The sequence below is a fragment of the Mycobacterium sp. genome, assembly GCF_019247615.1.
In the GTDB taxonomy this organism is placed as follows: Bacteria; Actinomycetota; Actinomycetes; order Mycobacteriales; family Mycobacteriaceae; genus Mycobacterium.
Genome location: NZ_JAFBAT010000225.1, coordinates 1 through 20,253, shown reverse-complemented (window position 1 = coordinate 20,253; position 20,253 = coordinate 1). Strand labels below are relative to the sequence as shown.

24 protein-coding genes are annotated in these 20,253 nt (G+C 65.7%); 8 read left to right on the top strand and 16 right to left on the bottom strand.

Translation table 11 applies throughout. The features are described 5' to 3' along the window. On the bottom strand, positions 1–297 hold a 297-nt coding region (locus JO059_RS15595; protein ID WP_293320236.1), incomplete at its 3' end, for an acyl-CoA dehydrogenase family protein. 255 nt (positions 298–552) lie between these two features. Here JO059_RS15595 and JO059_RS22970 point away from each other — a divergent pair. After that, positions 553–864 carry a hypothetical protein gene (locus JO059_RS22970; RefSeq protein ID WP_366516219.1) on the top strand — a complete coding sequence of 104 codons (312 nt, stop codon included), beginning with the start codon at positions 553–555 and terminating at the stop codon, positions 862–864. Here JO059_RS22970 and JO059_RS15590 read toward each other — a convergent pair. Then, positions 845–1,420 (bottom strand): N-acetylmuramoyl-L-alanine amidase, encoded by a 576-nt coding sequence (locus JO059_RS15590; protein WP_293320240.1) that lies wholly within the window; start codon positions 1,418–1,420, stop codon positions 845–847. The two genes, JO059_RS22970 and JO059_RS15590, sit on opposite strands and share 20 nt — an antisense overlap. A 10-nt stretch (positions 1,421–1,430) precedes the next feature. On the opposite strand from JO059_RS15590, the gene JO059_RS15585 reads away from it, so the two are divergent. Next, entirely contained in the window at positions 1,431–1,613 is a 183-nt protein-coding gene (locus JO059_RS15585; protein ID WP_293320242.1) for a hypothetical protein, read from the top strand. A gap of 116 nt (positions 1,614–1,729) precedes the next feature. On the opposite strand, the gene JO059_RS15580 is transcribed toward JO059_RS15585, so the two are convergent. From JO059_RS15580 to JO059_RS15570, 3 genes are read right to left on the bottom strand one after another with little or no spacing between them, the layout of a single operon-like run. Further along, the gene (locus tag JO059_RS15580; protein WP_293320234.1) at positions 1,730–2,917 is read right to left on the bottom strand and encodes a PrsW family intramembrane metalloprotease; all 1,188 of its coding nucleotides are present in this window, start codon (positions 2,915–2,917) and stop codon (positions 1,730–1,732) included. Beyond that, a complete protein-coding gene (locus tag JO059_RS15575; protein WP_293320232.1) occupies positions 2,914–3,582 on the bottom strand; it encodes a hypothetical protein in 669 nt (222 codons plus the stop codon). The genes JO059_RS15580 and JO059_RS15575 overlap by 4 nt, the downstream gene beginning before the upstream one ends. Before the next feature lie 53 nt (positions 3,583–3,635). After that, positions 3,636–4,232, bottom strand: a complete 597-nt coding sequence (locus tag JO059_RS15570) for a M15 family metallopeptidase (protein ID WP_293320230.1) — start codon at positions 4,230–4,232, stop codon at positions 3,636–3,638. Between the two features lie 410 nt (positions 4,233–4,642). On the opposite strand from JO059_RS15570, the gene JO059_RS15565 reads away from it, so the two are divergent. Continuing rightward, positions 4,643–6,043, top strand: a complete 1,401-nt coding sequence (locus tag JO059_RS15565; protein WP_293320238.1) for a serine hydrolase domain-containing protein — start codon at positions 4,643–4,645, stop codon at positions 6,041–6,043. Between the two features lie 7 nt (positions 6,044–6,050). Here JO059_RS15565 and JO059_RS15560 read toward each other — a convergent pair whose 3' ends face one another. The 5 genes from JO059_RS15560 to JO059_RS15540 form a co-directional block, all read right to left on the bottom strand. After that, positions 6,051–7,619 (bottom strand): LCP family protein, encoded by a 1,569-nt coding sequence (locus tag JO059_RS15560; RefSeq protein ID WP_293320228.1) that lies wholly within the window; start codon positions 7,617–7,619, stop codon positions 6,051–6,053. Between the two features lie 223 nt (positions 7,620–7,842). After that, positions 7,843–8,403 carry a DUF732 domain-containing protein gene (locus JO059_RS15555; RefSeq protein ID WP_293320226.1) on the bottom strand — a complete coding sequence of 187 codons (561 nt, stop codon included), beginning with the start codon at positions 8,401–8,403 and terminating at the stop codon, positions 7,843–7,845. A 422-nt stretch (positions 8,404–8,825) separates the two neighbouring features. Next, the gene (locus tag JO059_RS15550; protein ID WP_293320224.1) at positions 8,826–9,431 is read right to left on the bottom strand and encodes a DUF732 domain-containing protein; all 606 of its coding nucleotides are present in this window, start codon (positions 9,429–9,431) and stop codon (positions 8,826–8,828) included. A gap of 49 nt (positions 9,432–9,480) precedes the next feature. After that, the gene (locus JO059_RS15545; RefSeq protein ID WP_293320222.1) at positions 9,481–10,134 is read right to left on the bottom strand and encodes a TetR/AcrR family transcriptional regulator; all 654 of its coding nucleotides are present in this window, start codon (positions 10,132–10,134) and stop codon (positions 9,481–9,483) included. A 104-nt stretch (positions 10,135–10,238) separates the two neighbouring features. Further along, on the bottom strand, positions 10,239–10,988 hold the full coding sequence (locus JO059_RS15540; RefSeq protein ID WP_293320220.1) for a TetR/AcrR family transcriptional regulator: 750 nt from the start codon (positions 10,986–10,988) through the stop codon (positions 10,239–10,241). Between the two features lie 207 nt (positions 10,989–11,195). Between JO059_RS15540 and JO059_RS15535 the strand changes: the two genes are divergently transcribed. Then, on the top strand, positions 11,196–11,588 hold the full coding sequence (locus JO059_RS15535; protein WP_293320218.1) for a DUF4267 domain-containing protein: 393 nt from the start codon (positions 11,196–11,198) through the stop codon (positions 11,586–11,588). A 97-nt stretch (positions 11,589–11,685) separates the two neighbouring features. Here the strand turns inward: JO059_RS15535 and JO059_RS15530 are convergent, their stop codons facing one another. From JO059_RS15530 to JO059_RS15520, 3 genes are all read right to left on the bottom strand, one after another. Further along, the gene (locus JO059_RS15530; RefSeq protein ID WP_293320216.1) at positions 11,686–13,161 is read right to left on the bottom strand and encodes a protein adenylyltransferase SelO; all 1,476 of its coding nucleotides are present in this window, start codon (positions 13,159–13,161) and stop codon (positions 11,686–11,688) included. Positions 13,162–13,196: 35 nt separating this feature from the next. After that, positions 13,197–13,763, bottom strand: coding sequence for a hemerythrin domain-containing protein (locus tag JO059_RS15525; protein ID WP_293320214.1), 567 nt, complete (start codon positions 13,761–13,763; stop codon positions 13,197–13,199). 172 nt (positions 13,764–13,935) lie between these two features. Continuing rightward, complete coding sequence (locus JO059_RS15520) at positions 13,936–14,220, bottom strand: WGxxGxxG family protein (RefSeq protein ID WP_293320212.1); 285 nt, start codon at positions 14,218–14,220, stop codon at positions 13,936–13,938. A gap of 332 nt (positions 14,221–14,552) precedes the next feature. Here JO059_RS15520 and JO059_RS15515 point away from each other — a divergent pair, with 332 nt between their 5' ends. Together JO059_RS15515 and JO059_RS15510 are read left to right on the top strand one after the other, a co-directional pair. Continuing rightward, on the top strand, positions 14,553–15,488 hold the full coding sequence (locus JO059_RS15515) for a CoA ester lyase (protein WP_293320210.1): 936 nt from the start codon (positions 14,553–14,555) through the stop codon (positions 15,486–15,488). A 19-nt stretch (positions 15,489–15,507) separates the two neighbouring features. After that, on the top strand, positions 15,508–16,203 hold the full coding sequence (locus tag JO059_RS15510; protein WP_293320208.1) for a DsbA family protein: 696 nt from the start codon (positions 15,508–15,510) through the stop codon (positions 16,201–16,203). Positions 16,204–16,207: 4 nt separating this feature from the next. Here JO059_RS15510 and JO059_RS15505 read toward each other — a convergent pair whose 3' ends face one another. After that, positions 16,208–17,491: an HNH endonuclease signature motif containing protein gene (locus JO059_RS15505; protein WP_293320206.1), complete on the bottom strand. Its 1,284-nt coding sequence runs from the start codon at positions 17,489–17,491 to the stop codon at positions 16,208–16,210. A 145-nt stretch (positions 17,492–17,636) separates the two neighbouring features. Here JO059_RS15505 and JO059_RS15500 point away from each other — a divergent pair, with 145 nt between their 5' ends. Next, entirely contained in the window at positions 17,637–17,993 is a 357-nt protein-coding gene (locus tag JO059_RS15500) for a DUF488 domain-containing protein (RefSeq protein WP_293320204.1), read from the top strand. A 43-nt stretch (positions 17,994–18,036) separates the two neighbouring features. Here the strand turns inward: JO059_RS15500 and crcB (JO059_RS15495) are convergent, their stop codons facing one another. Together crcB (JO059_RS15495) and crcB (JO059_RS15490) are read right to left on the bottom strand one after the other, a co-directional pair. Continuing rightward, the gene (crcB, locus tag JO059_RS15495) at positions 18,037–18,420 is read right to left on the bottom strand and encodes a fluoride efflux transporter CrcB (RefSeq protein WP_293320202.1); all 384 of its coding nucleotides are present in this window, start codon (positions 18,418–18,420) and stop codon (positions 18,037–18,039) included. Then, on the bottom strand, positions 18,417–18,815 hold the full coding sequence (crcB, locus tag JO059_RS15490) for a fluoride efflux transporter CrcB (protein ID WP_293320200.1): 399 nt from the start codon (positions 18,813–18,815) through the stop codon (positions 18,417–18,419). Before crcB (JO059_RS15490) ends, crcB (JO059_RS15495) begins: the two co-directional genes overlap by 4 nt. A 79-nt stretch (positions 18,816–18,894) precedes the next feature. On the opposite strand from crcB (JO059_RS15490), the gene pgm reads away from it, so the two are divergent. Then, the coding region (gene pgm, locus JO059_RS15485) for a phosphoglucomutase (alpha-D-glucose-1,6-bisphosphate-dependent) (RefSeq protein ID WP_293320198.1) at positions 18,895–20,253 on the top strand (1,359 nt) is incomplete at its 3' end.

The window sequence follows — 20,253 nt, the reverse complement described above, 5'->3', positions numbered from 1 at the left end:
TGCGATCTGTCGGTCGGCCACCCAGTGATGACCTACCGGGGCGCCCCAGCGCAGCAGCTCTTCGACCACGACGAACCGGTCGACGGCGGTGGCGTCGCGGCCGCCATAGCGCGCGGGCACGGCCATGCCGATCCAGCCACGCTCCGCCAGCGAGGCGGAGAAGTTCCGGTCGACCTCCGCGCCCATCCCGAGGCCAGGTTCGAATGTTCCCCAGGGCAGCGTCTCGGTGAGGAACGCCCGAACCTGCTCTCGCAATTCCAACTCGTGAGCGGTGAGCGCGGCAGGCGACGGAACCATACCTGGCAGGCTAGCCACCACCGGGATCGTGAAGCGAGCAAGGTCGGCGCCCGCGCAGTTCCCGCTATCACGGTCCGTCCGTAACCTATTGCAGGACAGGCACGTTCCGCCCCGCGTGCTGCAATCGCGTGCAGCACCGCCCGGACCGTGGCCGTCCCGAAACTCGCCGGCGCGGCTACGCGCACTTCCATGTGGTGGCCGAGGTGTTTCTGTGATGTGACCTTGTCGCGACCGCGAAGAAGGACGCTGATCTTCATGACCGTGCTCGCGTTCATCGCCGGACTTGCGATGGCACTGTGCCTGGGCTACCACCTCGGCCGACGTGCCCGCTCGAAGCCTCCAAGCTGGCGGAAGCGAACGAGTCGAATGGCGCTGGGAAGGGCCGCGGTCAATCTAGTGGTGTTGGTGGCCGCACGCCGCGCACAGCAACGCTTTCAGATCTCGCACTCGTTCTTTGGTGGGGATGGCACCCGGGGGTTCAGATCTCTTGCGCCCCTTGCACTCCTGCGGAACAGCATCGCGTTCAGAAGCGCCGGCACAGCGGCGGTCAGTTACCCGCCTCGATAGCCGCGACTCTCGCCGCGGCATCCGCTCCGCAGAAGCGCTGGAGATCCACCCTGCCGGCGGCGAGCAGATCGTCGATGCGGTGCTTCAGGTCTCCCGAGGAGAGATGGGCATAGAGGTTCGCACCCGGGCAGGATGTCTGGGCCAAATCACGATGGCCAGCCAACGTGTTGGTCGCGATCACAAAGTTTTGGGCCGCCCAGGCGAACGCCAGAGCGGCTCCGTGAAGCTGGGCTTCCGGCACGGGCTCCTGGTCGAAGTCCCCTTCACACAGGACCAGGAAGTGGCCAGTGGTGTCGTAGTCCGTCGCGGTGTCGCCCGCAATCTCGGTGCTGCGCAGTTCGTAGATGTTGCCGTTGCGGTCGACGCCGACGTGATAGGCGATGTCGATCCAGCCGTGCTGGTCCTGGTGGTACCGCTGATCCTGCCGCAGGTGGCCTGGGGCGTTCCGGTTGTCCCCGAGGACCACGGCCTCATGGTGGAGGGTCATGCGACTGATGGTGTGGCGCCTGCCGCCGGGACGGGCAGGTCGCGCGCCCCACGCGTCTCGGCATAGCAACAGGGCCGGGGTGAGGGTCGGGGCGAGCGGAGCCGAGGTTACGGGCTGCGCCGGTCTGGTCGCCTGGCCGGCGCCGGTCACCGATGTCGCAGCCGGACCCTCGGACGCCGAAACCGAGCCCGTCCGGGAAGTGCTTGCACAGGCGCTGAGCACGGACGCCACGCCGACGCCGCCCGCCAGCCTGAGCAGCTGACGGCGGTCGACGCAACCCGGGCGTTCATCACCGTTGTCGGGTGCGGCGGCATCCATGGCATCACGATACGGACGCGACACGTCGCAACCAGAGCCCGCACCCAAAATCGCGCCGCCTCATCGTTCCGGTGGCGGGATGCCGGCGCGGATTCTGCCTATCTCACTACGGGCGAAGCGAACCCGGTCGCTGTCGACGCCGCGCGCGGCAGCCAGCTCATCCGCGAGGCCGTACACAGCATTGAGGACGTAGCGGGCGCGCCTGCGTTCGCGACGGTTGCGGCCGGCCTTGCGGTAAGACCTGCGAACCTTGCGGGTGCCGGCTACGGCGTCGAGTTCGGTCACGGTAATAACGTCGCGGGCGGCCTCCGGGGCCATGACATCGCGCACGAAGTCCCGCTCACGCCGAACCGTCAACCGGTAAACAAGCACACCGATGATGAGCGCCACGACGACGACCGCGATCAGCACTCCCAACAATGCCAACGCGCTCGGACCGCCGATGGAGGCCACCGAGTCCCAAACCCCGTGCAGCAGAATCGGAATCGCCACAAGCAACAGGCCCCGCCCTACCCTGCGTGGCTCGGCGGGCCGGCCAAGGAGATAAACCAATCCGGCGCAGAAGATTGCGCTGTAGAGGATATGCGCGGCGACCCCGCTGACCATTCGCACGATGATCGTGCTGATGGACGCCCCGATTTGATTCGCGCCGAACTGGGTGCCGGCTGACGTCATCGCGTAGGAGATGTCTTCGAGGATTTGGAATCCCAGTCCTATGAAAGCCCCCAGGATCAAGCCGTCGAACGCGGTTCGTACGTGCCGTGGCGCCAACGCGATGAGCAGCAACAGGCCCGAGCCCTTCGCCAGTTCTTCGGTGAAGGGAGCCGACAGCGCGGCGCCCCAGTTCAGCGCCCAAACCTGCCCGCAGATTTTTCCGTACAGGGCCAGAAGCGCGCTGTTGGCGTTGGCCGCCATCGCCCAGGTCGCGGCGAAGCCGCCCCACAAAAAGGCGATGACCATCAGCTTGGCCGGAAGCTTGGCGTAGTGGTCGATGTGTTGCGTGAACCACCAGAACAACGCCGCGTACACCGTGAAAGAGGTGACCGCCAAAGCGATTGCCTGGCCGTAGGCGTCGTACTCACGGGCGAGCGTGGAGACAAAGAGGAAGACACCGATTCCCACCAGCATCAGGTATCCCCAGAACGCGCAGTTGCGGGGCTGATAGAACGTGAACCGTCTACCCCATCCGGAGAGGTCGAGCGCGGTGGCGCGGGCGCGATCGAGGTCGCTAACCGTGGTCGTCGTCACCGCTTGACCTCTTCTGATCGGCGGATGCTGCGGACCATTCGCAGGATCGTGGCCGTGGGCTGTGGCCCCACATCCGATGGTCCGGTGGCGACGGCTTCGATTCCACGACCCTCGAAAACGAAGGCCGCGATCAAGCCGGCAGTGTGTGGTCCTGTGACTCGGACTGACGCGCCCTGGCGCCCTTGATCGGTGACGATCGTCGTCTGCGCGCCTGTCACGTGGACGCCGCGGTTTCGGTTGAGGGCTTCGGAGGTCGTCTCGATCTGGTCCAGCAGTTTGTCGGCGTCACCGTCGAATCGTCCCGTGTGGACCTTGAATTTGAGGGCCCCGTTCTCGACGGTCGCGGTCGCGGGATATTCGCCGGACAATGGTGCGCTACCGGCGCGGAGACCGGATGTGATTCCCCAGCCGGCCTCCGGCACAAAAGTCACATCGCCTTCGAGCTCGATGAGGTCGCCGGCCTTGACGATGTCGTGGTAGGGCACCTGCGCGTCAATGATGGGCAGTACCACCGACATCACCACGGCCAGTGCGAACACCGCCAGTGTCGGGCGGACGGTCCGTCGGTCGATGCCAAGGAACCGCGCATCGGCGGGCACCCAGCTGTCGTCGGGTTCGAACGGTCGCGCCGAGGTTGAGGAGTCGTCGGTTTTAGGATCCGGCATGTTGCCCATCCTCCTACGCCATGTCCCGACATTGGCCGGGCGCGATTCAGTGCTCAGGGCCGCTCGAAGTGCTGGTAATCAATGGGAGCCGTCCAGTCGCCGCCCCACCGCCACCCATGGTCGGTGAAGACGTGTACGGCTGGGTCGTCGCGGTGTAAAAGTCCCGGGTCGCTGCGGCCGCGGTCGAGGTAGGCTGCCGCGTTGTGCGGTTCGAATGCACCGCTGGCATAGATGCAGGGATTGAGCAGCGGATTGACATCGATAGCTCGACCGTAAGCGTGTTGAGACCATGCGCCGCTGCCAGGAATGCGTCGGCAGTTGAACGCCGAGGTGTTGTCGTCCTCCATGGAGAGCTCATCGTCGGCGGCCGGATAGTGATCGACGGTGCTGATCTTTTCGATCGGAAAGCCCAGCCGGTAGAGCTGCCCGAAAACCGCAATCACATCCGACACCACGTCTTGGTGCACGATCAGCTGGCCGCGGCGCGTCTGGCGGTCGAAACCGATGTAGTCCACGTCGACCCGCCGCAACTCCGCCGGCTCGACCGGGCAGCCCGGTCGCCAGCTGGCACCGAGTTCCACGGCAGTGACGGGCTGAACGGCGCCGCCGCCGGGTGCCGGCGGCACGCCGCCCACGGACGACGCGGGCACCGACGCTGACCGTTCGGTCGCGGGAGGTGACGGCGCGGCGGCGCAGTGGGCCAACGAGACGCCCGCTGCCGTACCCACCAGCACGGCAACCCACCACCTGACGGACTTCAATGGGGATGAGGCCTCACCGCTTGCTGCAGCCCGGGCTGGACCGCTGCGATCAGAGTAGCGGCGCTTGGGTAACCACTGTCCCGAATTGTCGGCTTGCCTCGGGCTGCCCGCGCAAGCAGTGCCCACCCGGAAGCCCATCGACCTACGCTTGCGATATGCCCGGAGTAGGCGCCCTGGTCCGCTGTGGTAAGGCGATAGCTGTCGGAGCTGTCTTGCTTGCACTGGCCGCGGCTTCCTCGCCCGGGGAGGCGGGACCTGAGTACGGGGCCCAAGTAGCAGTCGCGGCCAGCCCGCCACACATGGCGGTGGCCCAAAGCGTGCCGGCACCGGACCTACCGGAAGCCGCGTTTGCCCCGGAGTTCGCATCCGTCTCCACGCTGATGAACGACGCGATCGCGGCACACTTGCTGCCCGGCGGCGTGGTGATCGTCGGGCATGCCGGCAAGATCGTCTTCCGCCAGGCTTTCGGTTCGCGCAAGCTCGCGGGCGAACCGGGCCTCGACGGGTCGCCGGCGCCTGCGGAGCCGATGACCGAGGACACGATCTTCGACCTGGCATCGCTGACGAAGTCCCTGGCAACGGCGACGGCCGTCATGCAGCTATACGAGCAAGGCAAGGTGCAGTTCGACGATCCCGTGCAGAAGTATTTGCCCGACTTCAACGAGGCGAACGACCCCCAGCGCGCGAAGGTGACGGTTCGCATGCTGCTGACGAACACCTCAGGAGAAGGGATAGACGTTAACCTGCGGGACCCGTGGGGGTTGGGGGAGGCCGACAAGGCCGAAGGCCTTCACCGTGCCCTCACCACACCGCTGCAATCTGGCCCCGCTGAGACGTTCCGTTATTCCGACATCAATTACATTCTGCTCGGCGCGCTGCTCGAAAAGCTGACTGGCGCCCCGGAAGACGTCTTCGTTCAGCAGAATGTGTTTGCCCCGCTCGGTATGCAACAGACCCGCTATCTTCCGCCGACCAAAGCCTGTGGTCCCCACACCATCAGGGGAGCCGCAATAGGTTGGGTTCCTGCGCCGACGGGGCAACCGACCTGTCCTGCCGGCTCCTGGACCACCAGCCTGCTGCCGCGAATCGCGCCGACGGCGCGTGACGAGGAAAACAGAGACGATCCCAGCAAGAATCCCGATTTCAACTACCTGCTTCGGGGCACCGTGCATGACCCGACGGCGCGCCGCATGGGCGGAGTGGCGGGTCATGCCGGTGTCTTTTCGACCGCCCACGACGTCGCCATCTATGCCCAGGCGCTGCTGGATCGGCTTGCCGGCCGCCCGAGCAATTTCCCGCTGAAGCAAGCGACTCTCGAGTTGATGACGACTCCCGAGCAACCCGGACACAGCGTCCAACAGCTCGACGCAGCGAACTCCGCGCGAAAGGCCGTCGCCTCGAGCTATCCGGCGATCCGGGGACAGAATCTTTTCGGCTTCGGCTGGGATATCGATACACCTTTTTCCAAGCCCCGAGGCCTGGTCTTTCCGATCGGCAGCTTCGGCAACACCGGGTTTACCGGAACGACGCTCTGGATCGACCCGGGTTCTGATACGTACGTCATTCTGCTGACGAACGCTATCCATCAGCGCGGTAGCCCGCCGATCACGGATCTGCGGGGCGACGTGGCGACGGCGGCAGCCCGGGCCCTGGATCTTTACGGGAGCGCTGCATCGCCGGCCCGGCGGAAAACGCCTTAGCGACTTGTCATTTCACGCAGGGAATCTCCTCGGAGGTCATGCGCGTGAGTTCGGTCGGTGTCGGTTCTTGCCGGCCGGTACCGGTGGCCGGCACCGTGGTGACCGGCGCCGCGGCGGTGGTGGCCGTCGACGTCGACGTTCGATTGAGGTCGCCAAACCTGGAGAAATCGGTCCCGACGGTCAGTTGCACCGTGTTGGGGACGACGCCCTCGGAAGTGGTTGCGATTATGCCGAATTCGTCGGCGAGCTCGGTGGCGGCTGCCCCGGCACCGGCGCCGTATGCGATAGAGCTCGTCTGGCGGGTTGAGTCGGCGGTGCTGACCTTTCCCTTGCTGAAATGGCCTGTCGCTAGGGATGATTGGAGGTCGGCAGCCTCACCTTGCCTGCCCGATGCGTTGACCACATCGAGCGTGACGCCGCCCGCGCTCGGTGCGGTGCCGTCGTCTGGTTGCCTGCCCGGCGGGGCCGCCGAGGGCGAATCGGTGGCCAACAGGCTGTGCACAACTGAGCGGATGGTGGACGGGTCGATGAAGTTGACGTTTTCGCCATCCGAGATGTCGCCGAAGTCGGTGACCGGCAACGTATAGAGCGCGACCGGTCTGTCGGGAAACGCGGATGCCTGGCGCACAAGGGCTTCCAGATCGAATCCGGCGTCAACGGCGATGGTTTGCTTGGCGACGTCCAACAGGGCACGCAACCGGGCAGGGTCCGACAACGTTTCGCTGCGGCGCAACGCATGGACCAGGGAAACGATGAACGCCTGTTGGCGGCGGGTTCGATCGAGATCGGTGAACATCGCATCGTTTGCGTCGCGACGTTGCCGAACGAACGCAATCGACTGCGTTGCGCTGATCTGTTGGACGCCTTTACGAAAGTCCGCGCCCGAGTAGTAGCGGTCCGCGGTGTCCTCGTTGAGGCACACGGTGACGGGTTCGACCACCTTGGCGATCTGGAGGAACCCCGCCAAGGTGATCTCCACGAAGTGGTCGATGGGGATCTGCAACAGCCGCCTGACGGTGCCGATCTCGGCCTTACGGCCCGCCTCACGCGCCGCCTGTTCTTTGGCCGCGGCGTCCTGACCTTCGTTGAAGGCCGGGGCGGTCGACGCGTGACCTGCTATCGCATGCTGGTAGGCACGGGTGTAGGCCTCCTTGATCTTCCCCCGGCAATTCGAGTTCGGGCATCCGGCGAGATCCACGTAGTCGTCGCGGGGGATCGAGATCGCCGTGGCCGGCGCGTCGCCGGCGGGCAGGTGCAACACGATCAGTGTGTCCGCGTCGCCGTCGCCGGAGTCTTCACGGCCCGCGTGCAGCGCGTCGTACATATCTGCCGGCAGGGGCCGGCCCTGCTGGTCACGGCGGCTGTCCAGCCCCATGATCAGGATGTTTTGCTCACTTCCGGTCGACGCCGGTTGACCGGCCAACGCCTCGGATGTCGTAATGCCGGCCGATGCGGCCCGGTAGGCGGCCCATCCGATGCCCGTGGCAACCACCGCGACCACCGATACCAGCGCGGCGAGCACCTTGGCAGCCGCCGTCAGTGGGCGCTTACGGCGGGGGCGATGGCGTCCGGTCATCGGCGACCGACTTCCGCATCCCCTGAGGGGCTGGCTCGACGAGTCATGTCAGAACCGAGAATAGCCAGGCTGCAGTGGTTCAACCAGCGTTTGCTGTGCTGGAACAATTCCGTTAAGTGGGGAATGCCTGAACGAATCTCGCAGAAATCGGCCAATTTGCTAAATGGTGCGCGACGCAAACAGCCGCCGCTGGCTTCCCTGCCCCTGGCGTTAGCGTTGCCGGCTATCTCGGCGCGTTGGGACAATAGGCGCTGATCGCGGCCTCCGCGATATGCTCCGCGTCCTCGTGGGTGAGCCGCTGCGCCCACGGATCACCTTTGGCGACATCCTGATTCTGGGTGACCAGGATGTAGTTCACCGTCGCCTCGAGCGACTGCGGCCTTGGCGGCAACAGTGCGAAACATACGTGATGGCCGTACTCCATGAACCGCTGGCGGGTAGCTTCGCCGTGATCCGGGATGTTGTAGCTGGCCAGTCCGGACAGGAACGCGCGATCTGCTCCGTCCCCCGGGCCGAGCCCATTCGACGATGCGGTGACTGTCATCGTCGGGGGCCCGGGCGACGAGGCGGTCCTGTCCTTCAAGGCGTAGTCGGCCACGGCGCTGAGGCCGGCCAGGGCGGCTACCGCTATTGCTGTCGCGCCGACGATCAAGCCCAGCGCCTTCGACCTGGACCTGCGTGTGCGCCTCGGCTGCCTACGCAGCTGCGATCCGGTCGAGCGCGCCGGCTGCGGTTGCGGTTGAAGCTCCGATCCGGTCGGGACATCGCGGTCCTCGACAGTCATGCACTGTCTCCTTTGACTCCCGGACGGTCGCATCGGGTCCTCGGGTTGCTTGGACCGCGTCCGTGCGCCACCGGCTCCCCACCGTTCGCGCCCTGTCCCATCAGCCTCGGCACAAACAGCATTTTCGCAATTCAATCGGAAAAAGTGCGGAAATGACGAGGGTTCGATTTTCCGCGCTTTGCTGCGGGGCCTTCAGCGCCTTCAGCGCGCTCAATGGTTGCACTCCCGTCGGACCCCCTCCGCACCAGCTATGCCGCGCTGCGGATAGCGACAGGCGCGTGCCACCGACGTTGCGGGGCTCCCGAGGCGACCGCGGTGAATGCTGAGACGGGGCGTGTGCGAATCTGGCTGGCTCGAATCGATGTTGAGGATGGGTAATGGTATCGCCAAACGCGCGACACTCCGAAGGATGTTGCCCAACGCTATGAACCGCCGCCGACGAGATTGCTGTTCTGCGGGCAGTAGGCGTGAACGGAGATGGCTACGTAAGTATCGGCATCAGCGGAGAGTGCCGGATTGCTCGCACGAAACGCCGCGATTATTTGCGGGATCGTAATGCCTCGACGGATGTCGTCGCACACCGTCTTGCCGTTGTAGACGGCGGCCTCGGGGTTGGCGAATGAGATCCCATGGTCGTGCAGACTCTTGACGTATTGGTTGTCCTGATCTGGTGTGGAGGCGATCGATGACGGGGCGGCGCTTGCCGCCGAGGGCGCCGACCCCGGAGCGGGGGAGCCGTCCTTGGGCTTAGTCGCTGACTGCGAACCCCTGGTGTCCGGGCTCAAGAGCCAGAAAGCAAAGACAATCGCCCCCGCCATCGCGAGGCCCCCCAATAGCAGCGCACCGGCTTTGCGCCAAGTTGCGCTCCAGGACTGGTGCTCGGCCGGCATTTTGCTCGTGATGCCGTCGTCGTAGTCGCGCGCCGTGGTGCGCTCACCCTCATCCGATGCCGCGTGACTCGGTACGGCCACCGTCTCGGCGCGGTTGAGCCCAAAGGTTTCGTCGGCAGCCGGTGACGGCTCGGCCATGGGGGCCATGCTAGCCGACCGCCAGCGACGCTTGAGTCCGAACGAGCGGCTAGCCCGCGCGCGCGTGGTCCCCGGCGTACCGCTCGACCATTTCTGGCGCCACGCCTAGCCCGCGCAGACAGAACCGCACGGTGCGTTGGCGTGCTTCGAACCGGTCGCGATGGTGTGCTGCCCGCTGCCGCTCAGCAGCCCACACCACGCCGTCGATGGACTTCGCTGCTATCGCCGGAACGATGTCTGCGAACGCGCCAAGTTCCAGGCCTCGCTGAAGCTGTTCCACGAGGGGCCCGAGGACAGTGTCATATGCGGGCGAGACCAACTCGGGCGCAAGGAACTCTTTCGATCCGCCCCCGAGGGCCGGGTCACGCAGTTTGAACTCGGTGCTTTCGTCCAACGGGAGGTCGAGTCGTCCGTCGATCCACGCGATCACCGCCTCGACCGGGCATGCGGTGTCCGCCATTTTTGTTCTCAGCCTTTGGGTTTCGCGACTCGCCATTTTCCAAACGACAGCCGCAACCAATTGGTCTTTGGATTCGAAATGGCGGTAGAACGCACGGGTGCTCAACCGGGCGCGTTCGAGAACTGCGGCGATGCTGACAACACCCTGTTCGTGCATCGACTGCGAGGCGGCGTCGACAATGGCGCACCGCACATCGGGATCCGGCGCCAGCTTGGGGCGGCGGCGCGACGGCGGCGCGCTCATGCATGCCTGCCGGGAGGAGCCACGTTACACAGGTGTGTCATAGACGGTCGAGTACCCCACGACCACCTGTGAAAACCGCCCTTTCCGCATATTTTCGCGCCTGTTCAGGTGGCTCGGTTGGCAACCAACCCGGTTCCCCGGTCGACGAGCCCGCATCGACTCGGACCTGAGGCAAAGCCCGGCGCGCCGTCAGCGGCGATGTGCTCGATCACTTCCTTTGTCACTCCCAGGCCGCGCAAGCAGAAGTGCAACGCACGTACGCGGACTTCGTCGCGGTCGCAGTAATTTGTCGCCCGGCGTTGCTGGGTGGCGGCCCAGACCACGCCGTGGATGGACTTCGCCGCCGTCAGGGGAACAATGTCTTTGAATACACCCAATTCCAGGCCGCGCTGAAGTTCCTCGATGAGCGGCTCCAGGAGCGTGCCCTGAGCCGCTGAAGTCAGGGATTGCGCCTCGAGGGATGGCTGGCCCAACTGCGCTTTGACGTTTTCGTCGAACGCGAGCTCTAATCGTCCATCGATCCAGGCGGCTACCGCCTCAACCGGTGTCGCGGCCGCCACCATCTTTTCTCTCAGCTGCAGTACCTCGGCGCGGGTCATCTCGACGAAGACCGCCTCAACGAGTTGGTCCTTCGATTCGAAATGCCGGTAGAACGCGCGGGTGCTCAGACGAGCCTGTTCCAGAACGGCGGCGACGTTGAGCCCTCGCACTCCGTGCTCGCGAACGGACTTCGAGGCGGCAGCCAAGATGGCGCGGCGCACGTCGGGGTCGGGCGGGAGTTTTTTGCGTCGTTGCACGCCGGGGTGGCCGACGTATGCCTGCCGGTGCGTGAGCGGAGCCCCCTGTTCCGTCATAGGTACTCAAAATAAAGCGCTAAACGTTCTCGCACATGCGCTTTCGAAAACCCGAGTCGACAAATCTGCCGCTGGGCTAAGCCATGACGACGCTGTTCAAGCTGGGATGAGCGCCTTTTAAAGTGCCAATAGGAGTTTGCCGATGCGATCGGGGCCACCGTGCTGTTAAACCTGTGCCAAATAATCGGTTTCGTCTAGGCTTCGGCCATGTCAATCGATCGTCCTGCACTCCTAGCCGGGAGCATCAGACTGGCCTCGGGCATCTCGTTTCTGGTCGATCCCGTCGGTGCGAACCGGCTGTGGGGCGACCCCGACGAGCCGATGCCTACGGCGCGGCTGCTGCTGCGGTCGATGGGCTACCGCGATGCGCTGATCGGCGGACTGCTCGCGGCGGCAGCGCTGCGCGGCAGGGACACCCGCGGCTGGTTCCTCGCCTCCGGCGGTGCCGATGCGGCCGACCTGCTCGGCGCGTTCAGCGTCCGCCAAGAGCTGAAGCCCGCACAACGCCTTCTCGGCCTGGGTGGCGCAGCCCTCGGTATCGGGGTTGGGCTTTGGGGGGCGATGCGACCGAGCGCCCCCGCGGTGCAGCAGGCGCACTGACAGCAGCGCATTTTCGTTAACTTCGACCGAATCCCGGCCGTCTTTTCGGGACACGGGTCAGCGCAGGTGCTCCGGCGCCGGCCGCGCATACGTAAAGCTAAGTGCCGCAGAAGGTTTTGTAGGCGCCGAAATCCTCCGGCGCCTGACTGGCGTACCGCTCAAGGCCCGGACGTTCGTCATACGGCGCCGTGACGGCGTCCAGCAATAGCCCAATCGGATCGAGGTTGCCGGCGGTCGCGGCGGCCAATGCCTCCTCGACCAGATGGTTGCGCGGGATGTAGACGGGGTTCGCCCGGTCCATCGACGCCGCGTCCGGGCTCAGGGCCTTCCAGCGCGACGCCCAGTCGTCGAAATCGGCGAGGTTGAGGAACAGGCCGCGCGCCGGTTCGGAGTTGCCCCTGGCCGCCTGGCCCAGGTGGCGGAAGAAGGAGGTGTAGTCGACGCGGCTCTCCTTCATGAGGGCGAACAACCCGTCGACCAAGTGCGTGACGACGGCGGCGTCGATATCGGCCGACAAGCCGAGTTTGGCACGCATGCCCGACGACCACACGGCGTCGTACCGGGGTTCAAAGACACCGAACGACTCCTCTGCGAGCGCCACCGCCTCGTCGACGTCGTCGGAAAACAGTGGAAGAAGTGCCTCCGCGAACCGAGCGAGGTTCCATCCGGCGATGACCGGCTGATTGCCGTAGGCGTAGCGCCCCCAGAAATCGATCGAACTGAACACCGTTTCGGGGTTGTACGCCTCCATGAAGGCGCACGGCCCGTAATCGATGGTTTCCCCGGAGATCGTCATATTGTCGGTGTTCATCACCCCGTGGACGAAGCCGATCAGCATCCACCGCGCAATGAGCGACGCCTGTGCGTCCACCACCGCCTCGAACAGCGCGACGTAGGGTCGGTCGGCTTGCGCCGCGCTCGGGTAGTGGCGGGCGATCGCATGGTCGGCGAGGCGCCGCAGCAAGCCTTTTCGTTGTTCCCTGTCGCGGATAGCCGCGGCGTATTGAAAGCTTCCGACGCGCAGGTGACTGCTGGCAACGCGCGCGAGCACGGCGCCGGGAAGGACCGTCTCGCGCTGCACCGGGCGCCCGGTGGCGACTACGGCCAGAGATCGCGTCGTGGGCACGCCCAACGCGTGCATCGCCTCGCTGACGATGTATTCGCGCAGCATCGGGCCCACCGCCGCCAGGCCGTCGCCTCCGCGAGCAAAGGGGGTGGGGCCCGAACCCTTCAGGTGGATGTCGCGCAGGCGGCCGCCGTCAACGACCAGTTCGCCCAACAGCAATGCCCGCCCGTCGCCAAGTTGCGGCACGTAGCCGCCGAATTGATGCCCGGCGTAGGCCTGCGCCACCGGGACGGCACCGCACGGAACCATGTTGCCTACCAGGAAGCGCAGGCCATCGGGACTATGCAGCCACGACAGATCGAGGCCGAGCTCGGCGGCCAGTCGCTCGTTGAGCACGAGCAGCCTTGCCTCGGGTGCCGTCTCAGCTTGCCAACGGACAGCCATCTCCGGTAACTCGCGCGAGAACCGGCTCTCCAGTGCAACGCTCGTATCCGGTGCGATGCTCACTTCACCGAGACTACGGAAACTCTGAGCGGTTCCGGCTAGCCGATTGCTTGCTTGATCAAGTCGCGAGCGCGGTCGAGCATCGAGGCGAACGGCCCGACGGCGAAGTTCAGCTTGGCCGATTCCACGCCAGGATGCGGACGGGTCGGCGCGATCGCCTCGGCGGCCCGCACCGCTGAGCCCATCCGCTTGAGGTCGTCCTCGTCGAGTTCGCGCTGCAGCACGGGGAATTCGTCACTCTCCTCCTGCCTGGCGTGGTCGAGCACGGCGTCGCGCAATTTGGTCAGCTCGTCGATGAACTGCTGAGAAGTGACATCGAGTTTCTCGATCTCCGAGAGCAGTTCCTTAGCCTCATGCTCTTCTTTGAGTCGGGCGTCGACTATCGCGTCGCCTGCGTCGGCCTCGCGGCGCACGCGCGGATGCACCACCATCTCCTCGGCCGTCTCGTGTACGGCCAGCAGCTGGCGCAACTCCACGAACGGCTTTTCGCGCGCTTTGGGGTCCGAGGCGTGCAGCACTTCGTCGAACATGTCCTCGATGAGGTTGTGCTGCGCTTTGAGAAATGCGACGACTTCTTCGGGTGATTGGACAATCATCTCGGCCATCGCCGATACCTCCCACTTATCAGTGATTGAGAGCGCGGGCTGACGGGCTGTGCACCGCTTCGACCAGGCATACCCGGCGCGAACACGCGTAAACGCGCCGTGTCCTCCCCGGTGGCCGCAAGCCCCCGCCAGACGCTAAACAGCGCCTGGCGGGGGCTACGACGGCAGGCGGTTAGACGCCGGGCCGCCGGGTAGGTGTGGCGACACCGCTGACGGCGTCAGCGTCCCTGCGGCGCTTCAGGCCGGCAAGTCCGCCAAGGCCCAGGAGGCCGAGGAGACCCCAAAGGCCTGACTTGTCGCTGTGCTGGTCACCGGTGGTGTTGGTGTTGGTGTTGTCCGCCAAGGTCGTCGTGGTCGACGAGGAAGCCGGAGCATTGTCGACGGTCGCGTTTGCGACGCCTGCGCCTCCGAACAACAGCGCCCCGGTGGCGGAAACAACGGCAATAGTCTTACGCATCATCACTCCTGAGTTGGTTCTCCCGATCGATTGCATGACCGAGAAAGAAATTCGGGACCAGTCGCCTCTAGCCCCGCGGCAAGCGCAACGCGAGACCGCGTTCGCTGGTGTTGCGAGGCATGGGCTACCCCACTCGTCAGCGATGAAACCTCACGGGTCGCCGGGCCAACCAACGTGCTGCGCGGGTGACCGGCCAAGCGCGATCATTTGCTGGTGCCGCGGCGGGTACTTGCCCGGCTGAGCTTGCAGCGCGCTTCGGCCAGGGCATGTGACACCCGTTTTGGCATGCCGCTACGGTTTAGGGAACACGACCCAGCGCCCACGGGATGAAGATGACGACCGATCACGCCATGCACCAACACGTCGACGGCGAGGCGCCCGATCCAGCCGACGGCGGCTCCCGCATCAATCCTGTGCTCGCCCGCAGTTGGCTGCTGGTCAACGGCGCGCATGACGACCGTTTCCGGTCCGCGGCGCACTCGCGCGCAGACATCGTCGTGCTCGACATCGAGGATGCGGTCGCGCCGAAAGACAAGCTAGCCGCGCGCGAAAACGTCGTGAGGTGGCTTCGCGCCGGAAACGCCGACTGGGTACGCATCAACGGCTTCGGCACCCCATGGTGGGCCGACGACATAGCGGCACTGGCCGGCACCACGGTCGGCGGAGTGATGCTGGCGATGGTGGAATCGGTGGACCACGTCACCGAGACCGCCCAACGGCTGCCCAATGTCCCCATCGTGGCGCTGGTCGAGACGGCCCGGGGCCTCGAGCGCATCACCGAGATTGCCGCGGCCAAGGGCACATTCCGGCTCGCGTTCGGCATCGGCGACTTCCGGCGTGACACTGGGTTCGGGGAAGACCCGACCACCCTGGCCTACGCGCGGTCGCGCTTCACAATCGCAGCGAAGGCGGCCAACCTGCCGAGCGCGATCGACGGGCCGACCATCGGCTCCAACGCCTTGAAGCTCATCGAGGCAACGGCCGTCTCCGTGGAGTTCGGGATGACGGGCAAGATCTGCCTTGCTCCCGACCAATGCCCGGTGGTGAACGAGGGACTATCGCCTTCGCAAGACGAAATCGCTTGGGCGAAAGAATTTTTCGCCGAGTTCGAACGCGATGGTGGCGAGATCCGCAACGGCTCCGATCTGCCGCGCATCGCGCGTGCCACCAAGATCCTCGACCTGGCCCGCGCGTACGGCATCGAGGTATCCGAGTTTGAGGACGAGCGGGTTCACTCGCCGGCGCCGACGGACACGTATCACTACTGACCCGAGGAGGCCCAGGCCGATGAGTACCGTCGTGGATTTTCATTTCGATCCGATGTGTCCCTTCGCCTACCAGACCTCGTTGTGGATCCGCGACGTTCGTGAGCAGCTGGGCATAACCGTCAACTGGCGTTTCTTCAGCCTCGAGGAGATCAACCGGTCGGAGGGCCACAAGCACCCGTGGGAGCGGGAGTGGTCCTACGGTTGGTCGTTGATGCGAATCGGGGCGCTGTTGCGCCGAACGGACATGTCGCTACTGGACCGGTGGTACGCCGCGATCGGACGAGAACTGCACACCCTTGGCGGCAAACCGCACGATCCGGCCGTTGCGCGACGCCTCCTCGGCGACATCGGCCTCGACGCCGCCGTTGTGGATTCGGCGTTAGCCGACCCAACCACACACGATGACATCCGCCACGACCATCACCGTGTCCTCGATGCCGGCGGGTTCGGTGTGCCGACGTTGTTTCTCTTGGGGCAGTGCCTCTTTGGGCCGGTTTTGGTGGATCCGCCGACCGGCCCTCGGTCCTTGACGCTGTGGAGCGTTGTCACTGGCATGGCCGAACTACCGCACGTCTACGAATTGCAGCGACCCAAGGCGCCGGCCGACGTCGAACTCATCGGCCGAAACCTTCGGCCATACCTGGACGGGCGCGATTGGGTCAGCATCAACCGTGGCGAAGTCGTCGACGTCGAGCGGCTCACCAGTCGCGGGTGAGCCTTTAGGCAGCGTGTTTTGCGAGTGCGATTCCGATGCGGACTTCGAGGTGGCTGATGGTGTGGATGTCGATTGCCGGGGCGCGCGGTGGCGCTGCGGATCGGTAGGTTTTGCCGGTAGGTGTCGTGAATTCGGCTGTGTGATCACCGTTTTCGCCGGTGGCGGTGGCGACCCGCCAGCCAGAAGCTTCCTTGGCGTAGTTGCAGCGTTCGCAATCCCCAAGACCGTTGTCGGCGGTGGTGGGCCCGCCCCGGGCCCAGGGTTGGGCGTGATCGCGGTGTCGGATCGGCGCATCGCAGTAGGGGGTGCGGCAGCGCTGATCGCGTAACTCGATGAACCTGGCCAAGCCGCGCGGAAAACGACGCGCCCGCGACTCCATGGCCACCAGCGACCCCGAGCGCGGATGCACGTAGAGCCGACGTAGCGTCGCTCGCGACCGTGGATCACCGACCGCTTTGGCAACCATGGTCCTCGCCACCGCCGCCGGAATGGGCCCATAGCCGTAGACATCCGCGGGGGCGCTATCACCACCCAGCAGTGTTTGATCCGAGATCGTTAGGCTGACCGCGATCGGCGTGGGTACCGCCGCCTTGCGGCCCGTGACTCGCTCGACCAGGGTGTCGGCCATCACCTGACCGCGGGTGCGGTCGTCGAAGGTGCTGTCGGCGGCCTGCTTGATTGCGGCGTACACCGAAACCCCCTGCGCCACGGGCAACAACGCGGTCACGTACGTCATCGTGTCCGGTGCGGGCCGAATCGTGACCGTGCGATCCTGCTCGGCCTTGGCCGCGCGCTCAACCACCGCGCGCGCATCCAACCGGTAGGCGATCGCCTTCGCGGCCGCAACCACCCGCGCATCGCCCATCCCCTCTAGGCCGGCCGGGTCGGCGCACAGCTCGGCATCCAGCGCCCGGCGGTCGTCGACGTCCAGGCATGCACTCTCGCGCACGATCAGGGTGGCCCGCCACTCAGAGAGCGCCCCGCATTCCAGCGCGGCCAGCGTGTGTGGCATCTCGTGCACCAACGCCTTGGCAAACCCGAGATGGCGGCCACCCCGAGCCGGAGAATCCCGCCGCGCCAGCGCGACCTCACTGGCCAGTCCCCGCCCGCGCTGCGCTGCAGGCACCCCCCTCGCCGCCTCGGCGGCCCGCCGCGCCGCGTCGAGCGCCGCCGCCGCCCGCGCCTGTCCCGCCGCAGCCGCGGATTTCAACCGCTCCAACTCGGCGATCCGCTCGATGAGCGCCGACTCATCGGCGGCCAGATCGAGAGAGATCAAGTGATCGAACATGTGTTCGACATTAGCACACCCTGGCGACACGGCGGCTCGGCAAACCGGCGCCCACGCCCGAGAACGCTCGTAACGTGCGCGTTTAAGGCGCGGGCGTGGCTGTCAATTGCCCTCGTAGGGCGCTCAAATGGGCGGAGGCTTTGCCGTGAACAACAAGCCGGCGGTACGCACCGCGCGGGTCTATGACGAGATCGATCCCGACGACGGTCAGCGCGTGCTGGTCGATCGCATCTGGCCTCGGGGAATCCGCAAGGACGACCCGCGGGTGGGCATCTGGCTCAAGGACGTCGCGCCGTCGAACGAGCTGCGCGAGTGGTACCACCATCAACCCGAGCGCTTCGATGAATTTGCGGTGCGCTACGAGGCGGAACTGGCCGGCAGCCCGGCTTTGGCGGAACTGCGGGAGCTGACCGAGCGCGGTGCCGTCACCCTGATCACCGCGAGTCGGCACGTTGACGGCAGTCACGTAACCGTCCTGGCGAAACTTCTCGGTACAGGTTGAACGGCGTCTCGCGAGCGGTGAGCACGTCGCGGTCGCTGCTCGGTCAAAACTGGTTGGCGAGCCGCTGGCCCAGGAACGCGGCGGCGACACCGAGCAGGACGCTGAGCACGATGTTGCCGAACACCGCCCACGTCTGGCGTTCCTCGGCGAGGCGCTGCGTTTCGAGCATCCAGGTGGAAAAGGTGGTGTATGCGCCAACGAATGCCGTGCCGGCCAACAGGGCTGCTTCCTTATTCAGGGCCAGGCCGGCGAAGAATCCCAGCAATGCGGCGCCGCTGATGTTGACCGTCAAAGTGCCGAACGGAAACGGCCGCGAGAGCCGCCGTGCGACGGCGCGATCCACCACGAGACGCATAACCGAGCCGGTGCCGCCGAGGAGCACGACGCCAAGCCACAGCAGTACCGTCGCCGCGGTGGTGCCCGTCACGAGACCACCTTTGCCCGCCGGACCATGGCAGTCGCCAGGTGCACCGCAAGCAATCCGAGCGCGATGCTGGCAACGGTATAGGCGACGGCCAGTAACCAGTGGCCGTGTTCGATCATCTTCAGCGATTCGACCTGCATGGTGGAGAAAGTTGTTAAGCCGCCGCATAATCCGGTGCCCAGCAGGGGGCGTCGATAACTCGACGTCGGCAGCCGCTCGAGCAGGCGGGTGGTGAAGTAGCCAACCAGAAAGGCGCCGACGATATTGACGGTGAACGTCGGCCACGGCCAACTGGCCGGATCCGCGGAGGCAACGGTGCTGAGCGCCGCACGGGCCGTGGCACCAAGTGCTCCGCCGGCGAAAACCGCGGCCAACTCGCGGTAGTCATGTTGCGCCACGGGTCGATTCCTTTCCAGCCGGTGAACGCTTCGCAGCATAGAGGGACATGCCGATGGAGCACGGGCAGAATTGGTAACCATGGCCCACCCGCGTGCCGGTCAGCCGGCCCTGCCTGAAGACCTCGTCGATCTGCCCCACCTGGTCACGGCGTACTACTCCATCGAGCCCGATCCCGACGACATCGCTCAGCAGGTGGCTTTCGGCACCTCGGGCCATCGCGGGTCGGCGCTCAACGGAGCCTTCAACGAGGCCCACATCCTGGCAATCAGCCAGGCGATCGTCGAGTACCGCGCCGCCCAAGGCACCACCGGGCCGCTGTTCATCGGGCGCGACACGCATGGCCTGTCCGAGCCCGCTTGGGTGTCAGCGCTAGAGGTGCTGGCCGCCAACGACGTGGTGGCAGTCGTCGACTCCCGCGAGCGCTATACGCCGACGCCGGCGGTCAGCCACGCCATCCTCACGTACAACCGCGGCCGAACCGACGCGCTGGCCGACGGGATCGTCGTGACGCCCTCGCACAACCCGCCGCCCGATGGCGGTTTCAAATACAACCCCCCCAACGGGGGCCCGGCGGATACCGACGCAACCAACGCAATTGCCAAGCGCGCCAACGAGATTCTGCGTGGTGGAGCGGTCGTCAAGCGGGTGCCGTTGGCCCGCGCGCTGCAGACCGTCCAGCGTTACGACTACCAGGGCACCTATGTCGATGACCTGCCCAACGTGGTCGATGTCGACGTCATCCGTCAGGCGGGAGTGCGGATCGGGGCCGACCCGCTCGGCGGTGCCAGCGTGGACTACTGGGCCGCGATCGCCGAGCGACACAACCTCGGGCTGACCGTGGTCAATCCACTGGTCGACGCGACGTGGCGGTTCATGACGCTCGACCATGACGGCAAGATCCGGATGGACTGCAGCTCACCGGACGCGATGGCTGGGCTCATCCGCGCGATCGCCACCTCGGACCGCTACCAGATCGCCACCGGGAACGACGCCGACTCGGATCGCCACGGCATCGTCACTCCCGATGGGGGGCTGATGAATCCGAAACATTACCTGGCGGCGGCCATTGACTACCTGTACACCCACCGTCCGTCGTGGCCGGCCGGCATCGCCGTCGGCAAGACGGCGGTCAGCTCGTCGATCATCGACCGGGTGGTCGCGGGCATGGGCCACAAGCTCGTCGAGGTGCCGGTCGGGTTCAAGTGGTTCGTCGACGGATTGCTCAGCGGCACTATCGGTTTCGGCGGGGAGGAGAGCGCGGGCGCGTCGTTCTTGCGGATGGACGGGACGGCGTGGACCACGGACAAGGACGGCATCATCATGGCGTTGTTGGCGTCGGAGATCTTGGCCGTGACCGGACAGACGCCGTCGCAGCGCTATGACGAGCTGGCCGAAAGGTACGGTGCGCCAACGTATGCGCGCGTCGACGCACCTGCC

Bases quoted from the DNA above. Each gene is read 5' to 3' on its own strand.
- JO059_RS15575 (WP_293320232.1), bottom strand. From the start codon at position 3,582: ATGCCGGATCCTAAAACCGACGACTCCTCAACCTCGGCGCGACCGTTC.
- JO059_RS15510 (WP_293320208.1), top strand. From the start codon at position 15,508: ATGAGTACCGTCGTGGATTTTCATTTCGATCCGATGTGTCCCTTCGCC.
- JO059_RS15520 (WP_293320212.1), bottom strand. From the start codon at position 14,220: ATGCGTAAGACTATTGCCGTTGTTTCCGCCACCGGGGCGCTGTTGTTC.
- JO059_RS15560 (WP_293320228.1), bottom strand. From the start codon at position 7,619: ATGACCGGACGCCATCGCCCCCGCCGTAAGCGCCCACTGACGGCGGCT.
- JO059_RS15565 (WP_293320238.1), top strand. From the start codon at position 4,643: ATGGCGGTGGCCCAAAGCGTGCCGGCACCGGACCTACCGGAAGCCGCG.
- JO059_RS15525 (WP_293320214.1), bottom strand. From the start codon at position 13,763: ATGGCCGAGATGATTGTCCAATCACCCGAAGAAGTCGTCGCATTTCTC.
- JO059_RS15515 (WP_293320210.1), top strand. From the start codon at position 14,553: ATGACGACCGATCACGCCATGCACCAACACGTCGACGGCGAGGCGCCC.
- JO059_RS15505 (WP_293320206.1), bottom strand. From the start codon at position 17,491: ATGTTCGATCACTTGATCTCTCTCGATCTGGCCGCCGATGAGTCGGCG.
- JO059_RS22970 (WP_366516219.1), top strand. From the start codon at position 553: ATGACCGTGCTCGCGTTCATCGCCGGACTTGCGATGGCACTGTGCCTG.
- JO059_RS15550 (WP_293320224.1), bottom strand. From the start codon at position 9,431: ATGGCCGAGCCGTCACCGGCTGCCGACGAAACCTTTGGGCTCAACCGC.
- JO059_RS15535 (WP_293320218.1), top strand. From the start codon at position 11,196: ATGTCAATCGATCGTCCTGCACTCCTAGCCGGGAGCATCAGACTGGCC.
- JO059_RS15545 (WP_293320222.1), bottom strand. From the start codon at position 10,134: ATGAGCGCGCCGCCGTCGCGCCGCCGCCCCAAGCTGGCGCCGGATCCC.
- JO059_RS15540 (WP_293320220.1), bottom strand. From the start codon at position 10,988: ATGACGGAACAGGGGGCTCCGCTCACGCACCGGCAGGCATACGTCGGC.
- JO059_RS15555 (WP_293320226.1), bottom strand. From the start codon at position 8,403: ATGACTGTCGAGGACCGCGATGTCCCGACCGGATCGGAGCTTCAACCG.